The organism is Streptomyces pyxinicus (genome assembly GCF_024753135.1).
GTDB lineage: Bacteria > Actinomycetota > Actinomycetes > Streptomycetales > Streptomycetaceae > Streptomyces > Streptomyces pyxinicus.
This window is the reverse complement of record NZ_JANUGP010000013.1, coordinates 85,356-106,855: the sequence shown is the minus strand read 5'-3', so window position 1 is coordinate 106,855 and position 21,500 is coordinate 85,356. Positions and strand designations below refer to the sequence as shown.

The following is a 21,500-nucleotide window of genomic DNA, read 5'->3' as shown; positions in this document are numbered from 1 at the left end:
GCCTGGGAGGGCGCTCATGCGTGGGGGAGTCGGGGCCGATAGCCGGCGATGACGATGCCCGTGGCCGTGGGGGTCGCGTCGGTGAGATGGAACGCGGTGGACGCGAAGCCCTCGGCGAACAGGCGTCGTCCGGTGCCCAGCACGACGGGGTGGACGCAGAGCACGAACTCGTCGATGAGACCGAGCGGCGTGAGCGACCGGATCAACGCGCCGCTGCCCATGATGTGCAGGTCGCCGCCCGGGGTGTTCCTCAGCTCGGCGACCGCCGAGGGGACGTCGCCGCCGAGCAGGGTGGAGTGGGGCCACGGCAGGGGCTCGGTCAGGGTGCTGGACGCGACGTACTTCGGCGCGTTGTCGAGCGCGTCGCGGAACGGGCTGTCCTGCGTGTTCCAGTACGCCAGGACGTCCTGATAGGTGCGGCGGCCCAGGAGATACCCGCTGCCGGCGGACAGCCGCCGGCCCCATTCCCGGGTGACGGCCTCGTCCCCGGCCCGCTCAGCGGCCCAGCCGCCGTGGGCGAACCCGTCCCGGGTGTCCTCGTCGGAGCGGCCGGGTCCCTGCATGACACCGTCCAGGGTGACGTGGTTGATGACAACGATCCTCATGGCACTCCCGTCTGTCGGGAGGACAGGTACCCCGCGGGAGCGTGTGCGTCAGGACCGGGCCGTCACCCGTGCGTACAGGTTTTCGTACAGGTTCAGGAGGCGGTCGGAGGTCTCGCGGTCCGCCGGGAGCAGAGGGGCGCGGACCGGGCCGGCGGGCAGGGTGAGGCGGGTCAGCAGGGCCTTGGTGGTGACCGTGCCGGGCAGGGACGTGCCGGTCAGCGCCTCGATGAGGGGGATCGTGTCCAGGTGGAGCCGCCGGGCCCGGTCGGTGTCGCCCGCGTCGAAGGCGTCCAGGATCGCCGCGAAGCGGTCGGGTACCGCGTTGGCGGCCGTGCTCACGCAGCCGGCCGCGCCGATCGCGTACAGGGCGAGGACCTGCTCGTCGCAGCCCGCGTAGTACGCCAGGTCGGTGCGGGCCAGCACCCGCTGGGTGCCCAGGAGGTCGTAGGAACAGTCCTTGACGGCCGTGATCCGGGGGTGTTCCGCCAGCCGGAGCATGGTGTCGGGGGCGATCCGGGTGCCGGTGCGGCCGGGGATGTCGTAGAGCATCACCGGCAGTCCGCTCGCCCCGGCCACCGCGAGGAAGTGGGCGGCGACCGCCTCCTGCGGGGGCCGGCTGTAGTACGGCGTGACCACCAGGACCCCGTCGGCACCCGCCTTCTCCGCCGCGCGGGCCAGCTCGGCCGTGTGCCGGGTGTCGGCGCTGCCGACGCCCGCGACGAGGGGGACGCCGTCGCCGACCGCCTCGCGGAGGGCCACGACCAACTCCGTCTTCTCCGTGTCCGTGGTCGTCGGCGACTCGCCCGTGGTGCCGTTCAGGACCAGGCCGTCGCAGCCCCGGGCCACCAGCCGGCCGGCGAGCCGTGCCGCTCCGTCGAGGTCGAGGGCGCCCTCGGGGGTGAACGGCGTGATCATCGCGCAGAGGGTGCGGCCGAAGGGCGGAGCGGGTTTCCGGGTGCTCGTCATGGCAGCAGTGTCCCGTCGCCGGTAAGGCAAGCACTACTTAAATTTACTGCGCCCCATGGGTAAGCATCGCTGATCAGTCGTGTGGGCGTCGGCCACCGGGGTCGCCGAGGAGCGGCCTGTAGTCGTACCCGAGGCGTCGACGGAAGAGGACGTCGTCCGGGACGCGCCGGCCGAGCCGGTTCGCGAAGAGGTTCCGGGCGCCGATGAGAGTGCGGCTCCCGGCGGAACGTCCGAGGACGGCACCCGGGCCGGGTTCACCGGTGTCTTCCTGGGCGGCGCGCTGCCGTACGGCGTGCTCGACGACGCCTCCCGCGTCTACGGCCGCCGGCACCGTCCGCCCGCCCGCCGGTGCGACTGCGGCTTTCACCGCGTGCACGACCGCCCGGCCGCGGAAGCCCTGCTGTGCACCGCCGAGCACCGCACCGCGGCCCTGCTGCGCGCCAGCGGGTCCGTACCGCGACTGTGGGGCCCTGCGGCTGCGGTGCCACGGCCGTCGCCCTCGGCGACGCCGGCTGGGGGCGGCCCGGCCGGCGGATCCTCGCGCCCGGCTGCGCCGGGTGCGTGTGCGGGCGTACGGCCGTCTCGCTCGCGGGGTTCGCCCGGCTCGCGGGGGAAGGGCTGCGAGTGGTCGCGGGCGCCGGTACGGCCGGAGCGCCACCGACCGGCGAGGGACTCGGCGTGCCCGAACTCGTCGCGGAGGCGGCACTGTCGCAGGCGCGCCTCGACTGGTTCCAGAGCCAGCTCGCCCGCCTCGGCGAACCCGGCACCGGCGGAGCGGGCCAGGTCTGAGGGCCGGCGGGACGGGTACCCGGGGACTCCGCACTGGAAGGAGGCGGACCACCGTGACCGTGACCTCACACGTACGGCCCGCGGCCGACGGGCACCCCTCCACGGGTGAACTCGTCGGCCGGGCCACCGAACAGCTCTCCCGGCTCCTGCGGCAGGAGGTCGCCCTCGCCAAGGAGGAACTGGCCGAGAAGGGGCGCCGGGCCGGACGGGGCGGCGGGCTGCTCGGCGCCGCCGGCGCCGTCGGCTACGTCGGCCTGATCGTCCTGGCCGGCGCCGCCACGGCCGCCCTCGCCCTGGTACTGCCCGTGTGGGCGGCGGCACTGATCGTGGGCGCGGTGTTCCTGGCGGTCGCCGGGGTGCTCGCCGCGACCGGACGCGCCCAGCTGCGCCGTGCCGCGCCCGCCGCTCCCGCGCAGACTCTCGACAGCGTCCGGGCGGACGTCGACGCCATCAGGGAAAGGGCACACCGATGACGCACAAACCCCCGCACGGCTCGGGCGCCAAGGGTCCCGACGAGCTGCGGCAGCAGATCGAGCAGACCCGGCACCAGCTCGGCGACACCGTCTCCCAGCTGGTGGACCGGGTCGACGTGAAGGGCCGGGCCCGCGCCCGCGCCGCCGATCTGAAGGACAAGGCCGGCGCCATGACCGTCCAACTGCGCACGAGCGCCGCGCACGCCGGCCACACCGTCCAGCACCGGGCGATTCCGCGCCGGGGCGGGAGCACCGCGCCGGTCGCCGTGCCCCAGGTCGTGCGCGGCGATGCGCGGCGCCGGCCGAGTCCCGCGCTCCTCGTGGGCGTGCTGGGCGCCGCCGCGCTGTCGGCCGGCATCGTCTGGCTGCGGCAGCACCGTCACTGATCGGGGAAAGGGAAAGCGCCCGGGGTCGTTGCAGGCCCTGGGCGCCGTCCCCCGGAGCTACGGGCGGAACCGCAGCACCTGCGGGTCGTGGTCGCTGATCTGGTCGTGGAACTCCGAGTTGATGTGCACGCTGTCGTACGCGAAGTCACCGCCGCGCCGGATCGCCGGGCTGACCAGGATCTGGTCCAGGACCTGCTGGTTGCCCTGGTAGTCGTAGGTGTAACGCTCGCTCTTGGGCAGCGACTTGATCGCCGACCACAGCGCGCCGTCGCCCTCCAGGATCTTGGCGGTGTCCGAGAAGTCGAAGTCGTTCATGTCGCCCAGCGCGATGACGTTCGCGTTCTTCTGCGCCGACAGGATGTCCTTGACGAACGCGTTCACCAGGGCGGCCTGGGCGTGCCGCTGCACCTCGGAGCTGCGCGTCGGGGGCTGGTACTGCGCGGTCAGGCCCTGGTCGCCGCCCTTGGAGTTGAGGTGGTTGGCGATCACGAACACGGTCCTGCCGCGGAAGACGAACTCGCCGGCCAGCGGCTTGCGGCTGTTCGCCCAGGCGGTGTCGCCGGGGGCGACCCGGCCCGGGGAGGCCGTCAGCTGGGCCTTGCCGTGCACCTTGGTGACGCCGACCGCCGTGGTGGAGTCGCCGCCCGCGCGGTCCGTGAAGGACACCCGCTCGGGGTTGAACAGGAACACCTGGCGGATGTTGCCGCCGGGCTCGCCGCCGTCCTGGTCGTTGACCGGGTTGATCGAGCGCCACTCGTACGTCGGACCGCCCGCCGCGACGATCGCGTCGATCAGTTTGTTCACGGTCTTGCCCGCGTCGACCGTGCCGTCGTCCGTGGCGCCGTTGTCGTCCTGGATCTCCTCCAGGGACACGATGTCGGGCGAGCTGAGGTTGTGCACGATCGCGGCGGCGTGCTGGTCGAAGGTGGCGTCCGACGGGTCGAGGTTCTCGACGTTGTACGTCGCCACCGCCAGCTCGCGGCTCGACTGCTTGCGCGTGGTCTCGCGCTGCAGGCCGCCGCTCTTCAGCGTGCCCAGCTCGCTCGCGACCAGCGTGTAGCCGCCGAACTGGTTGTAGTCCATCGGGCCCGTGGTGCTGCCCTTGAGGGTGTCGCCGACGTTCGCCTGCGGGAAGTCGGCGGTCGCGCCCAGCGACTGGATCTGGAGCCGGCCGGTGTTCTGGGAGGTGTAGGAGCCGTAGAGCGTGCCGCCCCGGGCGGTGCGGTGCTCGTGCGGCTTCACCGTGACCCACAGCTCGGTGTACGGGTCGGTGCCGGTGATCACGCGGGCATCGGAGACCTGGACGTTCATGCCCTCCAGGGACTCGTAGTAGTCCAGGGCGTAACGGCGCGGCCGCAGGGTGAGGCCGTTGACCGAGCCGGCCGCCGCGGTGTCGCCGGCCGGGGTGTAACGGCTCGGCACCGAGCGGGCGTTGATCCGGACCGGGGCCGGGACCGCGTTGCCCGTGGAGAGCGTGGTGACGGTCGGCTTGGTGATCTCGGTGACCGACTGGTTGCCGGTGGCGGCGCCGCCCGGGACGTACTCGGAGACCGTGCCGGTCACCGTGACGGAGTCGCCGACCGCGACCTTCGGGGCGGAGCTGGTGAAGACGAACACGCCCTCGCTGGTGGCCGGGTCGTCGTCCGGCGTCGGGTCCTGGAGCCAGAAGCCCTTGGAGGAGCCGTAGCCGCGCAGGCCGGTGACGATACCGGGTACGTCCGTCACCTTCTGGCCGGCCAGCGGCGATATACGGGTCGTGCCCTGGATGTCGTGGACGCGCACCGAGTCGGCGTGCGCGGGCGAGGTGAGGACGACGGTGGACGCCGCGCCGCAGACGGCGGCGACGGTGAGCGCGGCGAGGCGCGCGGAAGACCTGCTCGGCAAGGGATTCCCTCCGGGGACGTGCGTGAGCGCCGGGACGAGGGTGGAACACGAGCGTGTGGGGGCGGTAGCCCTCTGTGACACGCGTAGAGCCGAGTGAACAGTTGTCCCCCCAACTTCTACGCGCGTCAATCTCCTGCCTGACGCGGGGAGTTGTCAAGGTTTCGGCCAGGTACGGCAGGTGGCCGGGAGATGAACCGGGCGGCATGGGTGGAAATCCGTCTAGGCTGAGCGGCTGAGCCCGTTTCACGGTCCGAGGAGAACCAGCCGATGTCAGACAGCTCCCCCCTGCCGCCCGTACGGCTGCGTCCCGAAGCGGAGCTGGCGCGCGCCGCGCTGTCCACGCCGTTGCTCTCCCGTGCCGCCCGGCTGGCTCGCTGGGCCGGCCCCGAGACCCGCGTCGACGCCGGGGGCGGCCTGCTGGAGGAGCAGCTGCCCGCCGCCGCCGAGCTGCTCGGACTGACCGGTGACGACGCCGCCGCGCACGCCAGTGAGGCCTGGCGGGTCGCCGTGGACGCCGGACTGGTCGAGGTGGTGGACGAGGAGACCGGCACCGTGGCGGCCGGCGAGGATCTGGCGCTGCTCACCGGTGGCTCCCCGGGCGATGTGCTGGCCGTCTGGCTCGCCGCGCTGGAGACCGTGCTCGCGGACGCGAGCGTGCCCGACCTGGACGGCCTGGTCGACGCCATGGAGGACGGCGGCGAGATCGATTTCTCGTCACTCGACTGGGACCCGGAGGCCGAGGCGCAGTTCCTCGACGGCGTCCTCGGCAACCTCTACCTGCTGACGGTCAGTGAGGACAACCCCGGCGAGGGCCCGGTCCCGCTGCCCGCCCTCGCCGCGTCGATGATCGTGCCGGACGACATGGGCGAGCCCAGCAACGACGTCCTCGAACAGGTCTCCGACGCCATGATGCGGCTGGACGACCAGTTCCGGGTGCTGGAGCCGATCGGCCTGGTGGAGTACCAGCCGGTGGACGAGGCGCTGATGGCCGACGCCGACGAGGAACCGGCCGCCCCCGTGGACGACACCGACGTCACCCGCTACGGCCTGGTCCGGCTCACCCCGCTCGGCGCCTACGGGCTGCGGGCCCGGCTGCTGGAGGCCGGCTTCGCGGTGCCGGCCGTCGGCGACCTGGTCGACAAGGACGCGGACGCACTCCTCGACGGCACGGCCGCCTTCGGCGCGTCCGCCGCCCAGGCCGAGACCGAGCAGTGGCTGGCCCGCCGCGACTCCCTCGCCGCGGCGCGGGAACTGCTCGCCGCCGCGCGGGGCGCCGACCCGGGCGCCCCGCTGCGCAGGCTCCGCTGCCAGCAGGCTCTTTCGCTGGTCGGCACCGAGGCCGAACCGGCCCTGCGCGAGGTGCTGGACGACCCCGAACTCGGCGGCCTCGCCCGGGTCTGGCTCAGCGAGCGCGGCGCCGCCGACGTCCCGCCGCCCTCCCAGGACCTGGTGTTCTGGCTGACCGTCGACACGGTCGCCGCCCAGCTCCAGGCCGAGGGCAACTCCGAGGAACTCCAGGCGCTGGTGGAGGGGCTCGCCGAGCAGCACAGCGGGTTCTTCGCTGCGGCCTGGCGGGTCGACCACCCGGCGACGGCCGACGTGCTGGAGGCGATGGGCCGGCTGCACCCGGACAAGAAGGTGGCGAAGGAGGCCCGCAAGGCGGCCTTCAAGGCCCGCTCCCAGCAAGGGAACTGACGGGGTCTCCGGTGTGACGCACGCGCCGGGGCTTGGGGTGTTCATGGTGCGGGGTATACGGATTCTTGAACAAGGGTCTCGCCGGTAGCCCTCCGTTCAACTCCCGTTCAGCGATGGGCGGGAGCGTGTGCGCCGAAACGAGGCCCGCCACCCTCCACGGCACGCCCACCGTCACAGGAGACACCATGTCGCTCACCCGCAGGGACTTCGCCAGAACCTCCGCGATCACCGGTGCCGGGGTCGCCCTGGCGGGCAGCGTCGGCGCCCTCGCCACCGCGCCCAACGCCCTCGCGTCCACGGAGACCGGCGCCGAGCACGCGGACGGCGCCTCGGCGCACGGGCACGGCCACGGTCATCACGGTGTCGGCTACGGCCCGCTGCTCCCCGACCCGAAGGGCCTCCTCGCCCTGCCCGCCGGCTTCAGCTACACGGTCATCACGTACAGCGGCCGGACCCGCCTGGAATCCGGCGAGTTCACCCCGTCCAACCACGACGGCACCGCCACCTTCGACGGCCCCCGCGGCACCACCCTCCTCGTCAACAACCACGAGCTGGCCGGCGCCCGCGCCGACTGGCCGCACCCGGTGCCGCTCACCGAGGGGCTCGTCTACGACCCGGGCGCGGCCGGCGGCTGCACCGTCGTGGAGGTCCGCCGCGGCGGCCAGGTCGCCGAATGGGTGGGCATCGCCGGCACCGCCACCAACTGCGCCGGCGGCAGCACCCCCTGGGGCACCTGGCTGACCTGCGAGGAGACCGAGGACAAGGCCGGCAAGTACGGCTTCACCAAGGACCACGGCTATGTCTTCGAGGTCGACCCCGAGGACCACCGGGCCAATCGGAACCCCAAGCCGGTCAAGGCGCTCGGCCGCTACGCCCACGAGGCGGTCGTGGTCGACCCCCGGCGCGGCCACCTCTACCTCACCGAGGACGCCTCCAACCCCAACGGCCTGCTCTACCGCTGGACTCCGCCACACGGCTTCCACCACGGCCGCGGCCGGCTGCGCACCCTCGCCGACGACGCGGGCGTCCTCCAGGCCTTCAAGTGCTTCGACTCCGGCGGCCAGTTCGTCGACGACCTCTCCCGCGCCAAGAAGACCGGCACCGTCTACGGCGTCGACTGGGTGGACGTCCCGGACCGCGACGCGCGGACCGTCTCCACCCGCAAGCAGTTCACCGCCGGCCAGATCACCCGCGCCCGCAAGCTGGAGGGCATGTGGTGGGGCGACGGCGGTGTCTACATCGTCTCCTCCTACGCCCGCGAGGAGAGCCCGGCCCAGCACGACGGCCAGGTCTGGTTCTACGACCCCAAGCGCCGCACGCTGACCCTGAAGGTCCTCCTCGGCGTGAACCCCGACCCGTCCGAGGACGGCAGCTTCGACGGCCCGGACAACATCACCGTCTCCCCGTACGGCGGCCTGGTCATCGCCGAGGACGGCGCGGGCGTCCAGCACCTGTTCGGCGCCACCGACAGCGGCCGCACCTACCCGATCGCCCGCAACGAACTGAACATCGGCACCGGACAGGAGCCGGAGTACAGCGAGTTCACCGGCGTCACCTTCTCGCCCGACGGCCGCACCCTGTACGCCAACATCCAGACCCCGGGCATCATGCTCGCCATCACCGGGCCCTGGAAGCGGCAGAAGCGGTAACCGGTCCGGTACCGCCCTGACCGCCCGCCGGCCGTGGCACGCCACGGCCGGCGGACGCCGGTGCCTGGTCAGAGCGCCGCCGCGGCCGGCTTGACCATGTTGCGGACCGTGCGGGCCTTCACGAAGTCGCCCATCGCCGTCATGTCCCACTCGCCGGAGAACTGGCGGATCAGCTTGGCCATCAGGACGCCGGTCTGCGGCTCGGCGCCGGTCAGGTCGAAGCGGACGAGTTCCTCGCCGGTGGCCGTGTCGACCAGGCGGCAGTACGCCTTGGCGACGTCCGTGAACTTCTGCCCGGAGAACGAGTTCACCGTGAAGACCAGGCCGGTGACCTCCTGCGGGAGCCGGCCGAGGTCCACCACGATCACCTCGTCGTCACCGCCGCCCTCGCCGGTGAGATTGTCGCCGGAGTGCTTGACCGCGCCGTTCAGGATCGTCAGCTTGCCGAAGTAGCAGCTGTCGATGTGGTTCCGCTGCGGGCCGTAGGCGATGACCGAGGCGTCCAGGTCGATGTCCCGGCCGCCGAACGCCGGCTCCCAGCCGAGGCCCATCTGCACCCGGGAGAGCAGCGGACGGCCGCCCTTGACCAGGGACACCGTCTGGTTCTTCTGGAGGCTGACCCGGCCCTTGTCCAGGTTGATCTTCCCGGCGCCCGGCGCGGGGGGCGCGGGCGCGGCCGGGGGAGCGGCGGGCATCGGGGGCGCGGTCACCGCCGCCGGGGCGGGCGGCTGCTGCGGGGCGGCGGCGGCCGGGGCGGGCTCCTCCACCGTCACGCCGAAGTCCGTGGCGATGCCGGCCAGCCCGTCGGCGTACCCCTGGCCGACGGCGCGGGCCTTCCACTGGCCGTTCCGGCGGTAGACCTCCACGATCACCAGGGCCGTCTCGGTGCCGAGCCGGGGCGGGGTGAAGGTGGCGAGGACGCTCTGGTCGTCGGCGTTCCTGATCGTCGCGGTCGGCTCGATGCCCTGGAAGGTCTGGCCGGCCGCGTCCGGGCTGGCCGTGACCACGATCTTCTCGATGTCCGGGGGCACGGCGCCGGTGTCCACCGTGATCGCGTCGGGTGTGCTCCCGCCGCCGGACCGGTAGGTCACGCCCGGTCCGGCCGGCTGGTTGTAGAAGATGAAGTCGTCGTCGGAACGCACCTTGCCGTCGCCCGTGAGCAGCAGGCCCGATACGTCGAGCCGCACCGGAGCGGCGACGTCCACCGTCACGCGCGCGGTGGGGAGAGGGATGTTCGAGCCGGGGGTCATAGCTGTCATGCCGGGTGAACGAACGACACCGCTTTACCGTTCCCTTACCCGCGCACCGACCCCCGATCGGCTCAGGACCGGCTCACGACCCGTTCACGACCGGCTCACGGCACGACGACGATCTTGCGGCCCACGCCCGCCGCGAACTGCTCCAGCGCCTCGGGGTAGCGCGCCAGCGGGATGCGGTCGCTGATGAACACCTCCGGGTCCAGGACGCCGTTCGCGAACAGCTCCGCCGCCCGCTCGTAGCTGTGCAGCACCGCCATGGAGCCGGTGATGGTGATCTCCTGGTTGTAGACGCGGTACGGGTCGATCGTCACCCGGGTCGCGTAGTCGGCCACGCCGAACTGGAGGAACGTGCCCGCCTTGGCCACCCGGCCGAGCCCGTCCTGGATCGCCGCCGCGTTGCCGGTGGCGTCCACGACCACGTCCCAGCCCTGCGGCCGGTCCAGCTCGTCGGCGTTCGCCGCCGACCCCGAGACGCCGAGCCGCCGGGCGGTCTCCAGCCGGGCCGGGTTCAGGTCCACCACGTCCACGCTCGCCGCGCCGGTCCGCTTGGCCAGCTCCAGCATCATCAGGCCCATCGTCCCGGAGCCGTAGATCAGCACATGGGCGCCGAGCCGGGCCTGGAGGACGTCGTAGCCGCGCACCGCGCAGGACAGCGGCTCCACCAGGGCCGCGTCCTGGGTGCGGACGTGCTCGGGCAGCTTCACGCAGTTCGCCACCGGCGCCACCGCGTACTGCGCCGCGCCGCCCGCCGTCGTCACCCCGATCGCCGCCCACCGCTCGCACAGGTTGTTGTGCCCGGTACGGCAGTAACGGCACTCGTAGCAGTACAGCGAGGGGTCGACGGCCACCCGGTCGCCCTCCGCGACCTCGGTGACCTGGGTGCCGACGCCGACCACCACGCCCGCGAACTCGTGTCCCGGCACGATCGGCAGCTTGGGCGCGAACTCGCCCTGCAGGATGTGCAGATCGGTGCCGCACAGACCGCACGCGGCGACCTCCACGACCACCTCGCGGGGACCGGGCGTCGGGTCCGGGACCTCGGTGACGACGGCGCGGCCCACGGACTCGATGACGGCGGCCTTCATTTCACGGCTCCCAACGACAGGCCCTGGACCAGTTTGTCCTGGGCGGCGAACCCCGCGGCGAGCACCGGCAGGGAGATGACGAGCGACGCGGCGCACACCTTGGCCAGGAACAGGCCCTGGCTGGTGATGAAGGTGGTCAGGAAGACGGGGGCGGTCTCGGCGACCACGCCCGTCAGGACCCGGGCGAACAGCAGCTCGTTCCAGCTGAAGATGAAGCAGATCAGCGCGGTCGCGGCGATGCCGGGCAGGGCGATCGGGGCCACCACGCGGGCCAGGATCACCGGCAGCCGCGCCCCGTCCACCCGGGCCGCCTCGATGACGGCGACCGGCACCTCGGCGAGGAAGGACTGCATCATCCACACCGCGATCGGCAGGTTCATGGACGTGTAGAGGACGACCAGGAGCCAGATGTTGTCCAGCATCCCGGTGTTCTTGGCGAACAGGTAGATCGGCAGCAGGCCCGCCACGGCCGGCAGCATCTTGGTGGACAGGAAGAAGAACAGCACGTCCGTCCACTTCCGCACCGGCCGGATCGACAGGGCGTAGGCCGCCGGCAGGGCCAGCAGCAGCACGCACACGGTCGAGACCACCGACGCCACCGTGGAGTTGGCCAGCGCCGGCCAGGGGCTGGGCCCGCCGCCGCTGCCGAAGAACTCGCGGTAGCCGTCCAGGGTGAGGGAGGCGGCGAAGGACGGCGGGTTGGTCGCCGCGTCCACCTCGGAGTGGAAGGACGTCAGGGCCATCCACGCGATCGGCAGGAAGAACACGATCCCGGCGAGCCAGGCCAGCAGGCCGAGACCGCCACGCCGCAGGACGTTCATGCGCGGGACACCTCCTCGCGGAACAGGGACGACACCACGCGCAGGGCGAAGGTCGCGATGACGATCGAGCCGATGACCACCAGGACGCCCGCGGCCGAGGCGAGGCCGTTCTCGTGGGCCTGGTAGAAGCTCTGGTAGACGGTGTAGGGCAGGTTGGCGGTGCCGAGGCCGCCGGAGGTGATGGTGAAGACGGCGTCGAAGTTCTGCACGATGTAGATCGAGCCGAGCAGCGCGCCCAGTTCCAGATAGCGGCGCAGGTGCGGCAGCGTGAGGTGGACGAAGATCTGCCAGTCGCCGGCGCCGTCCACCCGGGCCGCCTCGATCTGCTGCTGGTCCCGGCTCTGCAGCCCGGCCAGCAGGATCAGCATCATGAACGGCGTCCACTGCCACACCAGCGAGGCCTCGACCGCGAGCAGCGGGGTGTTCGAGACCCAGTCGGGCTGGGGGCCGCCCACATAGTGCAGCAGCCCGTTGAACAGGCCGTACTCGGGGTTGTAGAGCACGTGCTTCCACAGCAGCGCGGCGGCCACCGGCACCACCAGGAACGGTGCGATGAGCAGGGTGCGCACGATGCCCCGGCCCCGGAACCGGCGGTCCAGCAGCAGTGCCAGCAGCAGTCCCAGCACCAGGCTGGCCAGTACCACCGCCACCGTGAGCAGCACGGTCGTCCACACCGAGTGGCGCAGGTCCGCGTCGGTCAGCACCTGGCGGTAGTTGTCGATCCCGGTGAAGTGCCGGGCCTTCGGGTAGAGGGCGTTCCAGTCGAAGAAGGAGATCACCAGCGTGGCCACGAAGGGCAGCTGGGTCACCGCGATCATGAAGATCAGGGCGGGCAGCAGCGGGGCGCGGGTGGCCCAGGCGCGCAGCCGGGGCGAGGGCCCGCGCGCGCTGCGGGTGGTGCCGGCCGTGAGCGGGGCCGTCGTCGTCGCGGTCATCGTCCCTCGTACTCCTTGGAGATCTTCTCGGCGAGCTGCTGGGACTTCTTCAGGGCCGAGTCGACGGACTGGCGTCCGGCGATCGCCGCGCTGATCTCCTGGGAGACCTTGGTGCCGAGGTCGGTGAACTCCGGGATGCCGACGAACTGGATGCCGGGCGCGGGGCGGGGCTGCACCCCGGGGTCGTCGGGCCGGGCGCTCTCGATGGCCTCCTTGGTCATCTCCTGGAACGCGGCGGCGGACTTGCGGTAGTCAGGGTTGGCGTAGGTGGAGGCCCGTTTGCCGGCCGGCACGTTCGGCCAGCCGCTGGTGGCGCCGACCAGTTCCTCGTAGCCCTTGCCGGACGCCCAGGAGATGAACTTCCAGGCCTTGTCCGGGTTGCGGGAGGCGTCCTGGATGCCCCAGGCCCAGGTGTAGAGCCAGCCGGAGGCCTCGGTCTTCTCCACCGGGGCGGCGGCGTAGCCGAGCTTGCCCTTGACCGGGGAGTCGGCCGCCTCCAGCAGGCCGGCCGCGCTGGTGGCGTCGTACCACATGGCGACCTTGCCCTGCGTCATGTTGTTCAGACACTCGGCGAAGCCGGACTGGGCGGCGCCGGACTCGCCGTGCTCGCGGACCAGGCCGACATAGAACCTGGTGGCCTTCGCGAACTCGGGGGAGTCCAGGCGGGCCTTCCAGTTCTTGTCGAACCAGGTGCCGCCGAAGGTGTTCACGACCGTGGTCAGCGGTGCCATGGACTCGCCCCAGCCGGGCAGCCCGCGCAGGCAGATGCCCTTCATGCCGGGCCGCGCCCCGTCCACCTTCGCGGCGATGTCGGCCACCTGCTGCCAGGTGGGGTGGGCGGGCATGGTCAGGCCCTTGGCCGCCAGCACGTCCTTGCGGTACATGAGGAAGGAGGACTCGCCGTAGAAGGGCTGCCCGTAGAGCTTGCCGTCGTCGCCGGTCAGCGACTGGCGCATGGGCTTCAGGACGTCCTGCTCGTCGTAGCCCGGGTCCTTGGCGACATAGCCGTCCATGGCGTGCAGCCAGCCGTTGCGGGCGTAGATCGGTATCTCGTAGTTGGACAGGGTGGCCACGTCGTACTGGCCGGCCTGGTTGGCGAAGTCCTGGCTGATCTTGTCGCGGACGTCGTTCTCGGGCAGGACGGTGAAGTTGACCTTGATGCCGGTCTCTTTGGTGAAGTGCTGGGCGGTCAGCTTCTGCAACTCGGTCATCTGCGGGTTGTTCACCATCAGCACGTTGATGGAGTCGCCGCCGGAACCGGTCCCGCCCGCACCGGCCCAGCAGCCGGAGAGCAGCGGGGCGAGCAGCGTCCCTGCGGCGGCCAGGGCGAGCGTGGCTCGCGGCGGCCTCCGTCGGCTCGGGGTGCGCATGGATCGCTCCTGGAGGTATGGGGATGCGAGGTAGGGGGGTGCGAGGTGTGCGAGGTAAGGGGGGTGCGGAGGGCGCGCGGGAAGCGGAGTGCCCTCGGGGACGGACTTGCCGACGTGCGGTTTTCTCAGACCCGGATGACCTGCGGGCCCAGCAGGGAGTAGCGGTGGGCCTCGGCGGCCGGGAGCAGGGTGCTCGTCACGATCGCCTCCAGCGCGCCGACCTCGGCGAACCGGCAGAAGCTGACCGCCCCGAACTTGGTGTGCGTACCGGCGAACACCACGCGCCGCGCGGCCCGGATCGCCTGTGCCTTGACCTCGCTGACCGCCGGGTCGGGCGTGGTCAGACCGTGTTCGCGGGTGATGCCGTTGGCCCCGATGAAGGCGAGGTCCACGACGAACCCGGCCAGCATCTTCGTCGTCCAGTGGTCGACGGTGGCCAGCGTGCCCGAGCGGACCCGGCCGCCGAGCAGCAGCACCGAGAACTGCTCGGCCTCCGCGAGGGCGCCCGCGACCGGCAGGGACGCGGTGACCACGGTCAGCGGCCGGTCCCTGGGCAGTGCCTCGGCGATGAGCTGCGGGGTGAAGCCCTCGTCGACGAAGACGGTCTCCGCGTCCCCCAGCAACTCGGCGGCGGCGGCCGCGATCCGCCGCTTCTCCGGCACATGGCTGGTGGCCCGGAAGGCGAGCGTCGTCTCGAAGCCGGCGCTCTCCACCGGGTAGGCGCCGCCGTGGGTACGGCGGACCAGCCCGTGGTCCTCCAGCGCGCGCAGGTCGCGCCGGATGGTCTCCTTGGCCACGCCCAGCTCCGTGGCGAGCGCGGTGACGTCCACCGAGCCGGTGGCACGGGCGGCCCGCACGATCTCGCGCTGGCGCTCTTCCGCCGTCCTGATGGTCATGCCGTCACTCACTTCGCCGTGGAGCTGCCCGTTCGGACCCATGGGGGAAGTTCTACAGTGGGCGCGCGACGCTGACCAGGCCTGTTGCGGGCCCGATAGTGCCCGGGTGTGCCCGTTTGTCGGGTGCTGTGCCCGGCACGGACCTGCGGGGGCGCGGGTCGCGAAGTGGAAGCGGGCGGCTCCGGTGCCCGAATGGGGCGGCGGGCGGGCCCGTTCGGTGCCCGCCCGCGCGCGGGGACGTCCGTTTTCGGCCCTCCGGGCCCCGCGTCGCCGTGGAGTGCCGCGGTCTCAGTACGGCCAGATCGGCGGGTCGGTGACGAAGTGCCCGCCCAGGTGGCCCTGGGCCGGGTCGGCCGGGTCCAACTCGCCCTGCTCGGCGATCAGCTTCCCGGCGTACGGCTCCGAGTCGTCCCGGGGCGCGTAGCCGAGGGCTCGGGCGCTCGTCAGGTCCCACCACAGACGGGTGTTGGCGGAGGAGCCGTAGACCACGGTGTGGCCGACGCCCTCGGCGGTCAGGGCCGCGTGGAAGAGCCGGGCGCCGTCGGCGGGGCTCAGCCACATCGAGAGCATGCGGACGCTGGTCGGCTCCGGGAAGCAGGAGCCGATGCGCACCGAGACGGTCTCCAGGCCGTGCTTGTCCCAGTAGAGCTGGGCCAGGTCCTCGCCGAAGGACTTCGACAGGCCGTAGAAGGTGTCCGGACGGCGCGGGGTGCCGACCGGGATCAGCGGGTCGCCCGCGCGCGGGGCCGGCGTGAAGCCGACGGCGTGGTTGGAGGAGGCGAGGACGACGCGCGGCACGCCTGCCAGCCGGGCGGCCTCGTACAGCCGGTAGGTGCCCTCGATGTTCGAGTGGAGGATCTTCTCGAAGGGCGCCTCCAGGGAGATGCCGGCGAGGTGGATGATCGCGTCCACCCCTCGCACCGCCTCGCGCAAGGCCTCGGTGTCGCACAGGTCGGCGGTGATCGCGTCCGGCTCGCCCTCGACGGGGCGCAGGTCGAACAGGCGCAGGGAGTAGCCGTACTCCGGCAGCAGGGACCGCATCAGGGTGCCGACCCCGCCGCCGGCGCCGGTGAGCAGAACGGTGCGGGGAGCGGGCATCCTCGGTCTCCTTGACGACAGCGGCCGTGTGCGTGGACATGATTCACATGCGTGGACAAGGTAGGGAGCGGCGGCAAATCCCGTCAAGTGTGCCGTCGGCGGGGCGTGCGCGGCTCTTGCCTGTGCTGCCGCCGCTTGACCGGCTCCGAAGGGGGCCCGTAGCGTGAAGTCGTTCAGGGATATGGACGACGATCAGAGGCATGCACCTCTCCGGGGCATGCGCCGACAGGGAGCGCCCGTGACGCCTGCCCCGCTCACCGCCCGGCTCCACGATCCCGGCGGGCCGCTCTTCTTCCCGGTCACGGCCTTCGGCCCCGACGGTTCGGTCGACCTCGACGTCTACCGCACCCATGTGCGCCGGGGCGTCGCGGCCGGCGCCGCCGCCGTGTTCGCCTGCTGCGGCACCGGGGAGTTCCACGCGCTGCTGCCGGAGGAGTTCGAGGCCTGCGTCCGGGTGGCCGTCGAGGCCGCCGGGGGCCGGGTACCGGTCGTCGCGGGCACCGGCTACGGCACCGCGCTCGCCGTCCGCCACGCCCGCCTGGCCGAGGGCGCGGGCGCCGACGGCCTGCTCGCGATGCCGCCCTACCTGGTGCTCGCCGAACAGCGCGGGCTGCTGCGGCACTACCGGGACATCGCGGCGGCGACCGCGCTGCCGGTCGTCGTCTACCAGCGCGACAACGCCGTCCTCACCCCCGAGACGGTGGTCGCGCTCGCCCGCACCGAGGGCGTCGTCGGTCTCAAGGACGGCATCGGCGACCTGGACCTCATGCAGCGCACCGTCAGCGCCGTCCGCACCGAGACCCCCGGCGACTTCCTGTACTTCAACGGCCTGCCCACCGCCGAACTGACCCAGCCCGCCTACCAGGCCCTCGGCATCACCCTCTACTCCTCCGCCGTCTTCTGCTTCGCCCCCGAGATCGCCCTCGCCTTCCACCGGGCCCTCAGGACGGGCGACACGGCCACCGCGCACCGCCTCCTCGACGGCTTCTACCGGCCCTTCGCCGAGCTGCGCGCCCAAGGCCGTGGCTACGCCGTCTCCCTGGTCAAGGCGGGCGTACGGCTGCGCGGAACGGACGTCGGCGAGGTGCGGCCGCCGCTTTGGGAACCCGGCGAGGACCACGTCAAGCAGCTCTCCCGGCTGATCGAGCACGGGTACGGCCTGCTGCGGGAGGACGCGTGAAGGCGTCGGCGTTCGTCTACCCCTGGGACGTCAACGGCGACCCCGAGGCGCCCGACCGGATCGCCGGACTCGGCGTGGCACAGGTGACGCTCGCCGCCGCCTACCACTCCACCCGCGCCCTGACCCCCCGCCACCCGGCCCACCGCGTCGTCACCGCCGAGTACGCCGCCGTCCTCTACCCGCCGGGCGATCGCTGGGCGGGCCGGGGCCTGCGCCCGTACCCCGCCGGCCGCTGGGCCCCGGGCAACGCCTGCGGCCGGGCCGCCGAGGCGCTCGCCGGCGCCGGTCTGGAGGTGCACACCTGGGTCGTCCTCGCCCACAACTCCCGCATGGGCGCCGAGCATCCGGACACCTCGGTGGTCAACGCCTACGGCGACCGCTACCCCTGGGCGCCCTGCATCGCCCAGCCCGGCACCCGGGCCTACCTGGTCGACCTGGCCGCCGAGGCCGCCGTACGCCCCGGCGCGCGGGGCACCGAGCTGGAGTCCTGCGGCTGGTACGGCCTCCAGCACCTGCACGCCCACGACAAGACCGGCGGGGTGCGCCTCGGGGACGCCGGGCAGTATCTGATGTCCCTGTGCTTCTGCCCGTCCTGCCGCACCGGCTACGGCGAACACGGCCTGGGCGCCGACGCGTTGGCCGCCGCCGTACGCACCGCGCTGGAGCCGCTGTGGCGGGGCACGGCCGCCGACGAGGGACCGCCCACCGTCGGGAAACTGCTCGGCGAGGACACGGCCGCCGCCGTGCTCGCCTGGCGGGAGCGGGCCGCCCGCACCCTCCAGGAGGACGCCGTCGCCGCCGTACGGGCCGCCGCCCCCGCCGGCTTCCAGGTCCTGCTGCACGCCGACCCGGCCTCCCACCACTGCGGAGCCAACGTTGGCGTCGACCCCGCCCACATCCTCTCCGTCGCCGACGGCGTGGTGGTGCCCTGCACGGGGGGTACGGCCCCGCTGGCGCCCTTCGCCGCACAGGGCACCGACCGCACGGTGCTCGCCGCCAACCTCACCGTCGTGGCCGGCCTGGGCGGCGCCCCCGGCACGCTCGCGGCGGACGCGGCACGGGCCCGGTCCGAGGGCGCGAACGAACTGCGGCTCTACCACGCCGGGCTGGCCTCGGACGCCGACCTCGCGGCGGTACGGGAGGCACTGTCGTCACCGGCCCGGCACCGATGAGTTCCGGGGCCGCCGCCGGTCTGCCTTCCGTACGGGTACCGCGACCCCGAAGGAGCAGGACATGACCATGGTGGACCTCGGCCCGCAGACCGAGATCGTGGCACGGCTCGCCGCGGCGGTGACCGACGAGCGGCTGACGGACGCCACCCCCTGCCCGGACCTCGCGGTGAGCGACCTGCTGGGCCACCTCCACATGCTGTCCGTCGCCTTCCGCGACGCCGCCCGCAAGAACCTCGGCGCCACGACCGACACCAGCCCGGACAGCAACCCTGCCGGCCTCGCCCCCGGCTGGCGCGCCGAGCTGCCCGAGGCGCTCGCCGAGCTGGCCGAGGCCTGGCGCGACCCGGCCGCCTGGACCGGCGACACCCGGGCCGGCGGGGTGGACCTGCCCGGCGCGGTCGCCGGCACCGTCGTCGCCGACGAACTGGTGATCCACGGCTGGGACCTGGCCCGCGCCACCGGCCAGGACTACACCCCCGACCCCGCCGCCCTCGCCCTCACCCACACCTTCCTCCGCACCGCGGCCGACCTCCCCGACGCCGGCGACGGCCTCTTCGGCCCACCCGTCCCGGTCCCGCCGACGGCATCCCCGCTGGACCGCGCGGTGGGCCTCAGCGGGCGCGACCCGGGGTGGAGGCGGTAGCCGGAAGGCAATGTTCCGGATTCTTCCCGGAGTTGGAGTCCATATCGATCGGATAACAGCTCTCGCCTTGGCGTTGTGATGCGCGTAGACAGTCTCCGACCTGGTACATCCCCTACTCCACCAGATCCGGAGAACCCATGCGGAAGTCCCTCAGAGCAGCCGCCCTCGGTGCCGCCTGCCTCGTCGCCGGCGTGTCCCTGTACGGCGCGGGCGCGGCCGGCGCGGGACAGTCGACGGCCAATTCCACGCACGAGCCGTACAACATCGGCCTGTTGACGAAGGACATCGACACCTACTACGGCACCACGGTCGACGCAGGCGGCGTCTACCAGGCGTCCCCGACCAGCCCGTACGCCAAGGACCTCGCGCGGATCGACTCCGCCGCCAAGCGGTACATCGACCGGGCCGCCCGCAAGGCGCACCACCGCCACGAGCGGCCGGCCGTCGTCTTCGACATCGACGACACCGTGCTGCTCAGCCTCGACTACGAGAAGCGCAACAACTACGGCTACAACTCGGCCACCTGGAACGAGTACGTCAACCGCGCCGACCGCCCCGCCGTCTTCGGCACCCCGGAGCTGATCCGGTACGCCGAGGCCAAGGGCGTAGAGGTCTTCTACAACTCCGGCCTCAGCGAGGCCCAGCGCGCCGGCGCCGTCACCAACCTGAAGAGGGTCGGCGCCGACGTGAACCTCGACTCCGCGCACATGTTCCTCAAGGACGCGGCCAACCCGCCCGCCTACCTGGCCGACTGCGCCACCCCGGGCGCCTGGAAGTGCACCACCGTCCAGTACAAGTCGGGCACCCGCGCGCACATCGAGGACGATCTCGGCTACGAGGTCATCGCCAACTTCGGCGACCAGTACTCGGACCTGGACGGCGGCCACGCCGACCGCACCTACAAGCTGCCCAACCCGACGTACTTCGTCTCCTGACGGCATGGGCCCCCACCAGAACCCAGCAGACCGGGTGGGGGCCCGCGTCTGCCCCGTCCGAAGCCCTCACGCGCTGCCGTAACCCGATCAGTGACTCGGATTCCGTAACACGGCGAAAACCTGAACCGGCCCCGGCACGGGAACAATCCAGCCAGCATCCGCGCACCGAGCACCCGGCACGAGGAGTTGGCCCATGACCGAGACGCAGCGGGCGGAACCGCGCCCCGGCGCCGCATCCCCTGCCCCGAACGGCGTCGACCGGTACTTCAGGATCTCCGAGCGGGGTTCCACGCTCGGCCGTGAGATACGCGGCGGTTTCGCCACGTTCTTCACGATGGCCTACATCCTCGTCCTGAACCCGATCATCCTGGGCAGCGCCGAGGACAAGTACGGCCACACCCTCGACACCGGCCAACTCGCCACCGCCACCGCCCTGGTCGCCTGTGTGATGACGGTCGTGATGGGTGTCGGCGGCAACCTCCCGCTCGCCATCGCCGCCGGCCTCGGCCTCAACGCCGTCGTCGCCTTCCAGCTCGCCCCGCTGATGAGCTGGTCCGACGCGATGGGCCTGGTGGTGCTGGAGGGCATCGTCATCTGCGTCCTGGTCCTCACCGGCCTGCGCAAGGCGATCATGGACGCGATCCCGCAGCAGCTGAAGCAGGCGATCGGCGTCGGCATCGGCCTGTTCATCGCGTTCATCGGCTTCGTGGACGCCGGCTTCGTCAGCCGCGTCCCCGACGCCGCGCACAGCACCGTGCCCGTGCAGCTCGGTGCCGTCGGCCGCCTCACCGGCTGGCCCGTGCTGGTGTTCTGTCTCGGCGTGCTGCTCACCGTCGCCCTGCTCGCCCGGCGGGTGAAGGGCGCGATCCTCATCAGCATCGTGGTCATGACCGTCGTCGCGATCGTCGTCGACGCGGTCGCCGGCGTCAAGAGCTGGGGCCTGACCACGCCCAAGGTGCCGGACGAGATCGTCGCCGCCCCGGACTTCGGCCTGGTCGGTCACTTCAGCCTGTTCGGCGGCTTCGCCGAGGCCGGGGTGCTCACCGCCGTCCTGCTGGTCTTCACCCTGATCCTGTCGGACTTCTTCGACGCCATGGGCACCATCGTCGGCATCACCGCCGAGGCCGGGCTGCTGGACGAGCGCGGCCAGGTGCCCGGCATCGGCCGGGTGCTGTTCATCGACGGCGCCGCCGCCCTCGCCGGCGGTGTCGGCTCCGCCTCCTCCAACACCGCCTACATCGAGTCCGCGGCCGGCGTCGGCGAGGGCGCCCGCACCGGCTTCGCCAACCTGGTCACCGGCGCCCTCTTCGGCCTCGCCCTCTTCCTGACCCCACTGCTCACCATCGTCCCGCTGCAGGCGGCGGCACCCGCGTTGATCGCGGTCGGCTTCCTGATGATGACCCACGTCAAACACATCGACTGGGACCGCTACGAGATCGCCGTACCGGCGTTCCTCACCATCGCCGCGATGCCGTTCACGTACTCCATCACGGACGGCATCGGCGCGGGCTTCGTCTCCTACGTCGTCCTCAAGACGGTGCTGGGCAAGGCCCGGGAGGTCAGCCCGCTGCTGTGGGCGGTCTCGGCGCTGTTCCTGGTGTACTTCGCCATCGACCCCGTGGAACAGCTCCTCGGCGTGAAGTAGGGCCCCCGCGCGGG

Annotated in this window: 19 protein-coding genes and 1 pseudogene; 10 read left to right on the top strand and 10 right to left on the bottom strand. The window is 72.3% G+C overall.

Annotated features, from left to right (window positions below; translation table 11 throughout):
- Window positions 1-14: 14 nt before the first annotated feature.
- Both NX794_RS18845 and dapA read right to left on the bottom strand, forming a co-directional pair.
- Complete coding sequence (locus tag NX794_RS18845) at window positions 15-605, bottom strand: dihydrofolate reductase family protein (protein WP_258779733.1); 591 nt, start codon at window positions 603-605, stop codon at window positions 15-17.
- Between the two features lie 48 nt (window positions 606-653).
- On the bottom strand, window positions 654-1,571 hold the full coding sequence (gene dapA, locus NX794_RS18840) for a 4-hydroxy-tetrahydrodipicolinate synthase (protein WP_258779732.1): 918 nt from the start codon (window positions 1,569-1,571) through the stop codon (window positions 654-656).
- Window positions 1,572-1,737: 166 nt separating this feature from the next.
- Here dapA and NX794_RS18835 point away from each other — a divergent pair.
- The 3 genes and pseudogenes from NX794_RS18835 to NX794_RS18825 form a co-directional block, all read left to right on the top strand.
- Window positions 1,738-2,360, top strand: a pseudogene (locus NX794_RS18835) (hypothetical protein); the annotation flags it as partial.
- Window positions 2,361-2,413: 53 nt separating this feature from the next.
- On the top strand, window positions 2,414-2,833 hold the full coding sequence (locus tag NX794_RS18830; RefSeq protein WP_258779731.1) for a phage holin family protein: 420 nt from the start codon (window positions 2,414-2,416) through the stop codon (window positions 2,831-2,833).
- Window positions 2,830-3,219: a DUF3618 domain-containing protein gene (locus tag NX794_RS18825; RefSeq protein WP_258779730.1), complete on the top strand. Its 390-nt coding sequence runs from the start codon at window positions 2,830-2,832 to the stop codon at window positions 3,217-3,219. Before NX794_RS18830 ends, NX794_RS18825 begins: the two co-directional genes overlap by 4 nt.
- A 57-nt stretch (window positions 3,220-3,276) precedes the next feature.
- On the opposite strand, the gene NX794_RS18820 is transcribed toward NX794_RS18825, so the two are convergent.
- Window positions 3,277-5,103 (bottom strand): endonuclease/exonuclease/phosphatase family protein, encoded by a 1,827-nt coding sequence (locus NX794_RS18820; RefSeq protein WP_258779729.1) that lies wholly within the window; start codon window positions 5,101-5,103, stop codon window positions 3,277-3,279.
- A 267-nt stretch (window positions 5,104-5,370) separates the two neighbouring features.
- Between NX794_RS18820 and NX794_RS18815 the strand changes: the two genes are divergently transcribed.
- Window positions 5,371-6,798 carry a hypothetical protein gene (locus NX794_RS18815; RefSeq protein WP_258779728.1) on the top strand — a complete coding sequence of 476 codons (1,428 nt, stop codon included), beginning with the start codon at window positions 5,371-5,373 and terminating at the stop codon, window positions 6,796-6,798.
- Window positions 6,799-6,983: 185 nt separating this feature from the next.
- On the top strand, window positions 6,984-8,447 hold the full coding sequence (locus tag NX794_RS18810) for a PhoX family protein (RefSeq protein WP_258779727.1): 1,464 nt from the start codon (window positions 6,984-6,986) through the stop codon (window positions 8,445-8,447).
- A gap of 68 nt (window positions 8,448-8,515) precedes the next feature.
- On the opposite strand, the gene NX794_RS18805 is transcribed toward NX794_RS18810, so the two are convergent.
- From NX794_RS18805 to NX794_RS18775, 7 genes are all read right to left on the bottom strand, one after another.
- Window positions 8,516-9,697 carry a TerD family protein gene (locus NX794_RS18805; protein ID WP_258779820.1) on the bottom strand — a complete coding sequence of 394 codons (1,182 nt, stop codon included), beginning with the start codon at window positions 9,695-9,697 and terminating at the stop codon, window positions 8,516-8,518.
- A 104-nt stretch (window positions 9,698-9,801) separates the two neighbouring features.
- Window positions 9,802-10,791 carry a zinc-dependent alcohol dehydrogenase family protein gene (locus tag NX794_RS18800; protein WP_258779726.1) on the bottom strand — a complete coding sequence of 330 codons (990 nt, stop codon included), beginning with the start codon at window positions 10,789-10,791 and terminating at the stop codon, window positions 9,802-9,804.
- Window positions 10,788-11,612 carry a carbohydrate ABC transporter permease gene (locus NX794_RS18795; RefSeq protein WP_258779725.1) on the bottom strand — a complete coding sequence of 275 codons (825 nt, stop codon included), beginning with the start codon at window positions 11,610-11,612 and terminating at the stop codon, window positions 10,788-10,790. Before NX794_RS18795 ends, NX794_RS18800 begins: the two co-directional genes overlap by 4 nt.
- Complete coding sequence (locus NX794_RS18790) at window positions 11,609-12,547, bottom strand: carbohydrate ABC transporter permease (protein WP_258779724.1); 939 nt, start codon at window positions 12,545-12,547, stop codon at window positions 11,609-11,611. Before NX794_RS18790 ends, NX794_RS18795 begins: the two co-directional genes overlap by 4 nt.
- Window positions 12,544-13,917 (bottom strand): ABC transporter substrate-binding protein, encoded by a 1,374-nt coding sequence (locus NX794_RS18785; protein WP_258779723.1) that lies wholly within the window; start codon window positions 13,915-13,917, stop codon window positions 12,544-12,546. The genes NX794_RS18790 and NX794_RS18785 overlap by 4 nt, the downstream gene beginning before the upstream one ends.
- A gap of 125 nt (window positions 13,918-14,042) precedes the next feature.
- Complete coding sequence (locus tag NX794_RS18780) at window positions 14,043-14,813, bottom strand: DeoR/GlpR family DNA-binding transcription regulator (RefSeq protein ID WP_258779722.1); 771 nt, start codon at window positions 14,811-14,813, stop codon at window positions 14,043-14,045.
- A gap of 288 nt (window positions 14,814-15,101) precedes the next feature.
- Window positions 15,102-15,911: an NAD-dependent epimerase/dehydratase family protein gene (locus NX794_RS18775; protein ID WP_258779721.1), complete on the bottom strand. Its 810-nt coding sequence runs from the start codon at window positions 15,909-15,911 to the stop codon at window positions 15,102-15,104.
- Between the two features lie 238 nt (window positions 15,912-16,149).
- On the opposite strand from NX794_RS18775, the gene NX794_RS18770 reads away from it, so the two are divergent.
- The 5 genes from NX794_RS18770 (at window position 16,150) to NX794_RS18750 (ending at window position 21,486) form a co-directional block, all read left to right on the top strand.
- Window positions 16,150-17,091 carry a 5-dehydro-4-deoxyglucarate dehydratase gene (locus NX794_RS18770; protein ID WP_258779720.1) on the top strand — a complete coding sequence of 314 codons (942 nt, stop codon included), beginning with the start codon at window positions 16,150-16,152 and terminating at the stop codon, window positions 17,089-17,091.
- Entirely contained in the window at window positions 17,088-18,263 is a 1,176-nt protein-coding gene (locus NX794_RS18765; protein WP_258779719.1) for a hypothetical protein, read from the top strand. The genes NX794_RS18770 and NX794_RS18765 overlap by 4 nt, the downstream gene beginning before the upstream one ends.
- A gap of 61 nt (window positions 18,264-18,324) precedes the next feature.
- Entirely contained in the window at window positions 18,325-18,906 is a 582-nt protein-coding gene (locus tag NX794_RS18760) for a TIGR03086 family metal-binding protein (protein ID WP_258779718.1), read from the top strand.
- Window positions 18,907-19,043: 137 nt separating this feature from the next.
- Complete coding sequence (locus NX794_RS18755) at window positions 19,044-19,841, top strand: HAD family acid phosphatase (RefSeq protein WP_258779717.1); 798 nt, start codon at window positions 19,044-19,046, stop codon at window positions 19,839-19,841.
- Between the two features lie 193 nt (window positions 19,842-20,034).
- Complete coding sequence (locus tag NX794_RS18750) at window positions 20,035-21,486, top strand: NCS2 family permease (protein ID WP_258779716.1); 1,452 nt, start codon at window positions 20,035-20,037, stop codon at window positions 21,484-21,486.
- Window positions 21,487-21,500 lie beyond the last annotated feature (14 nt).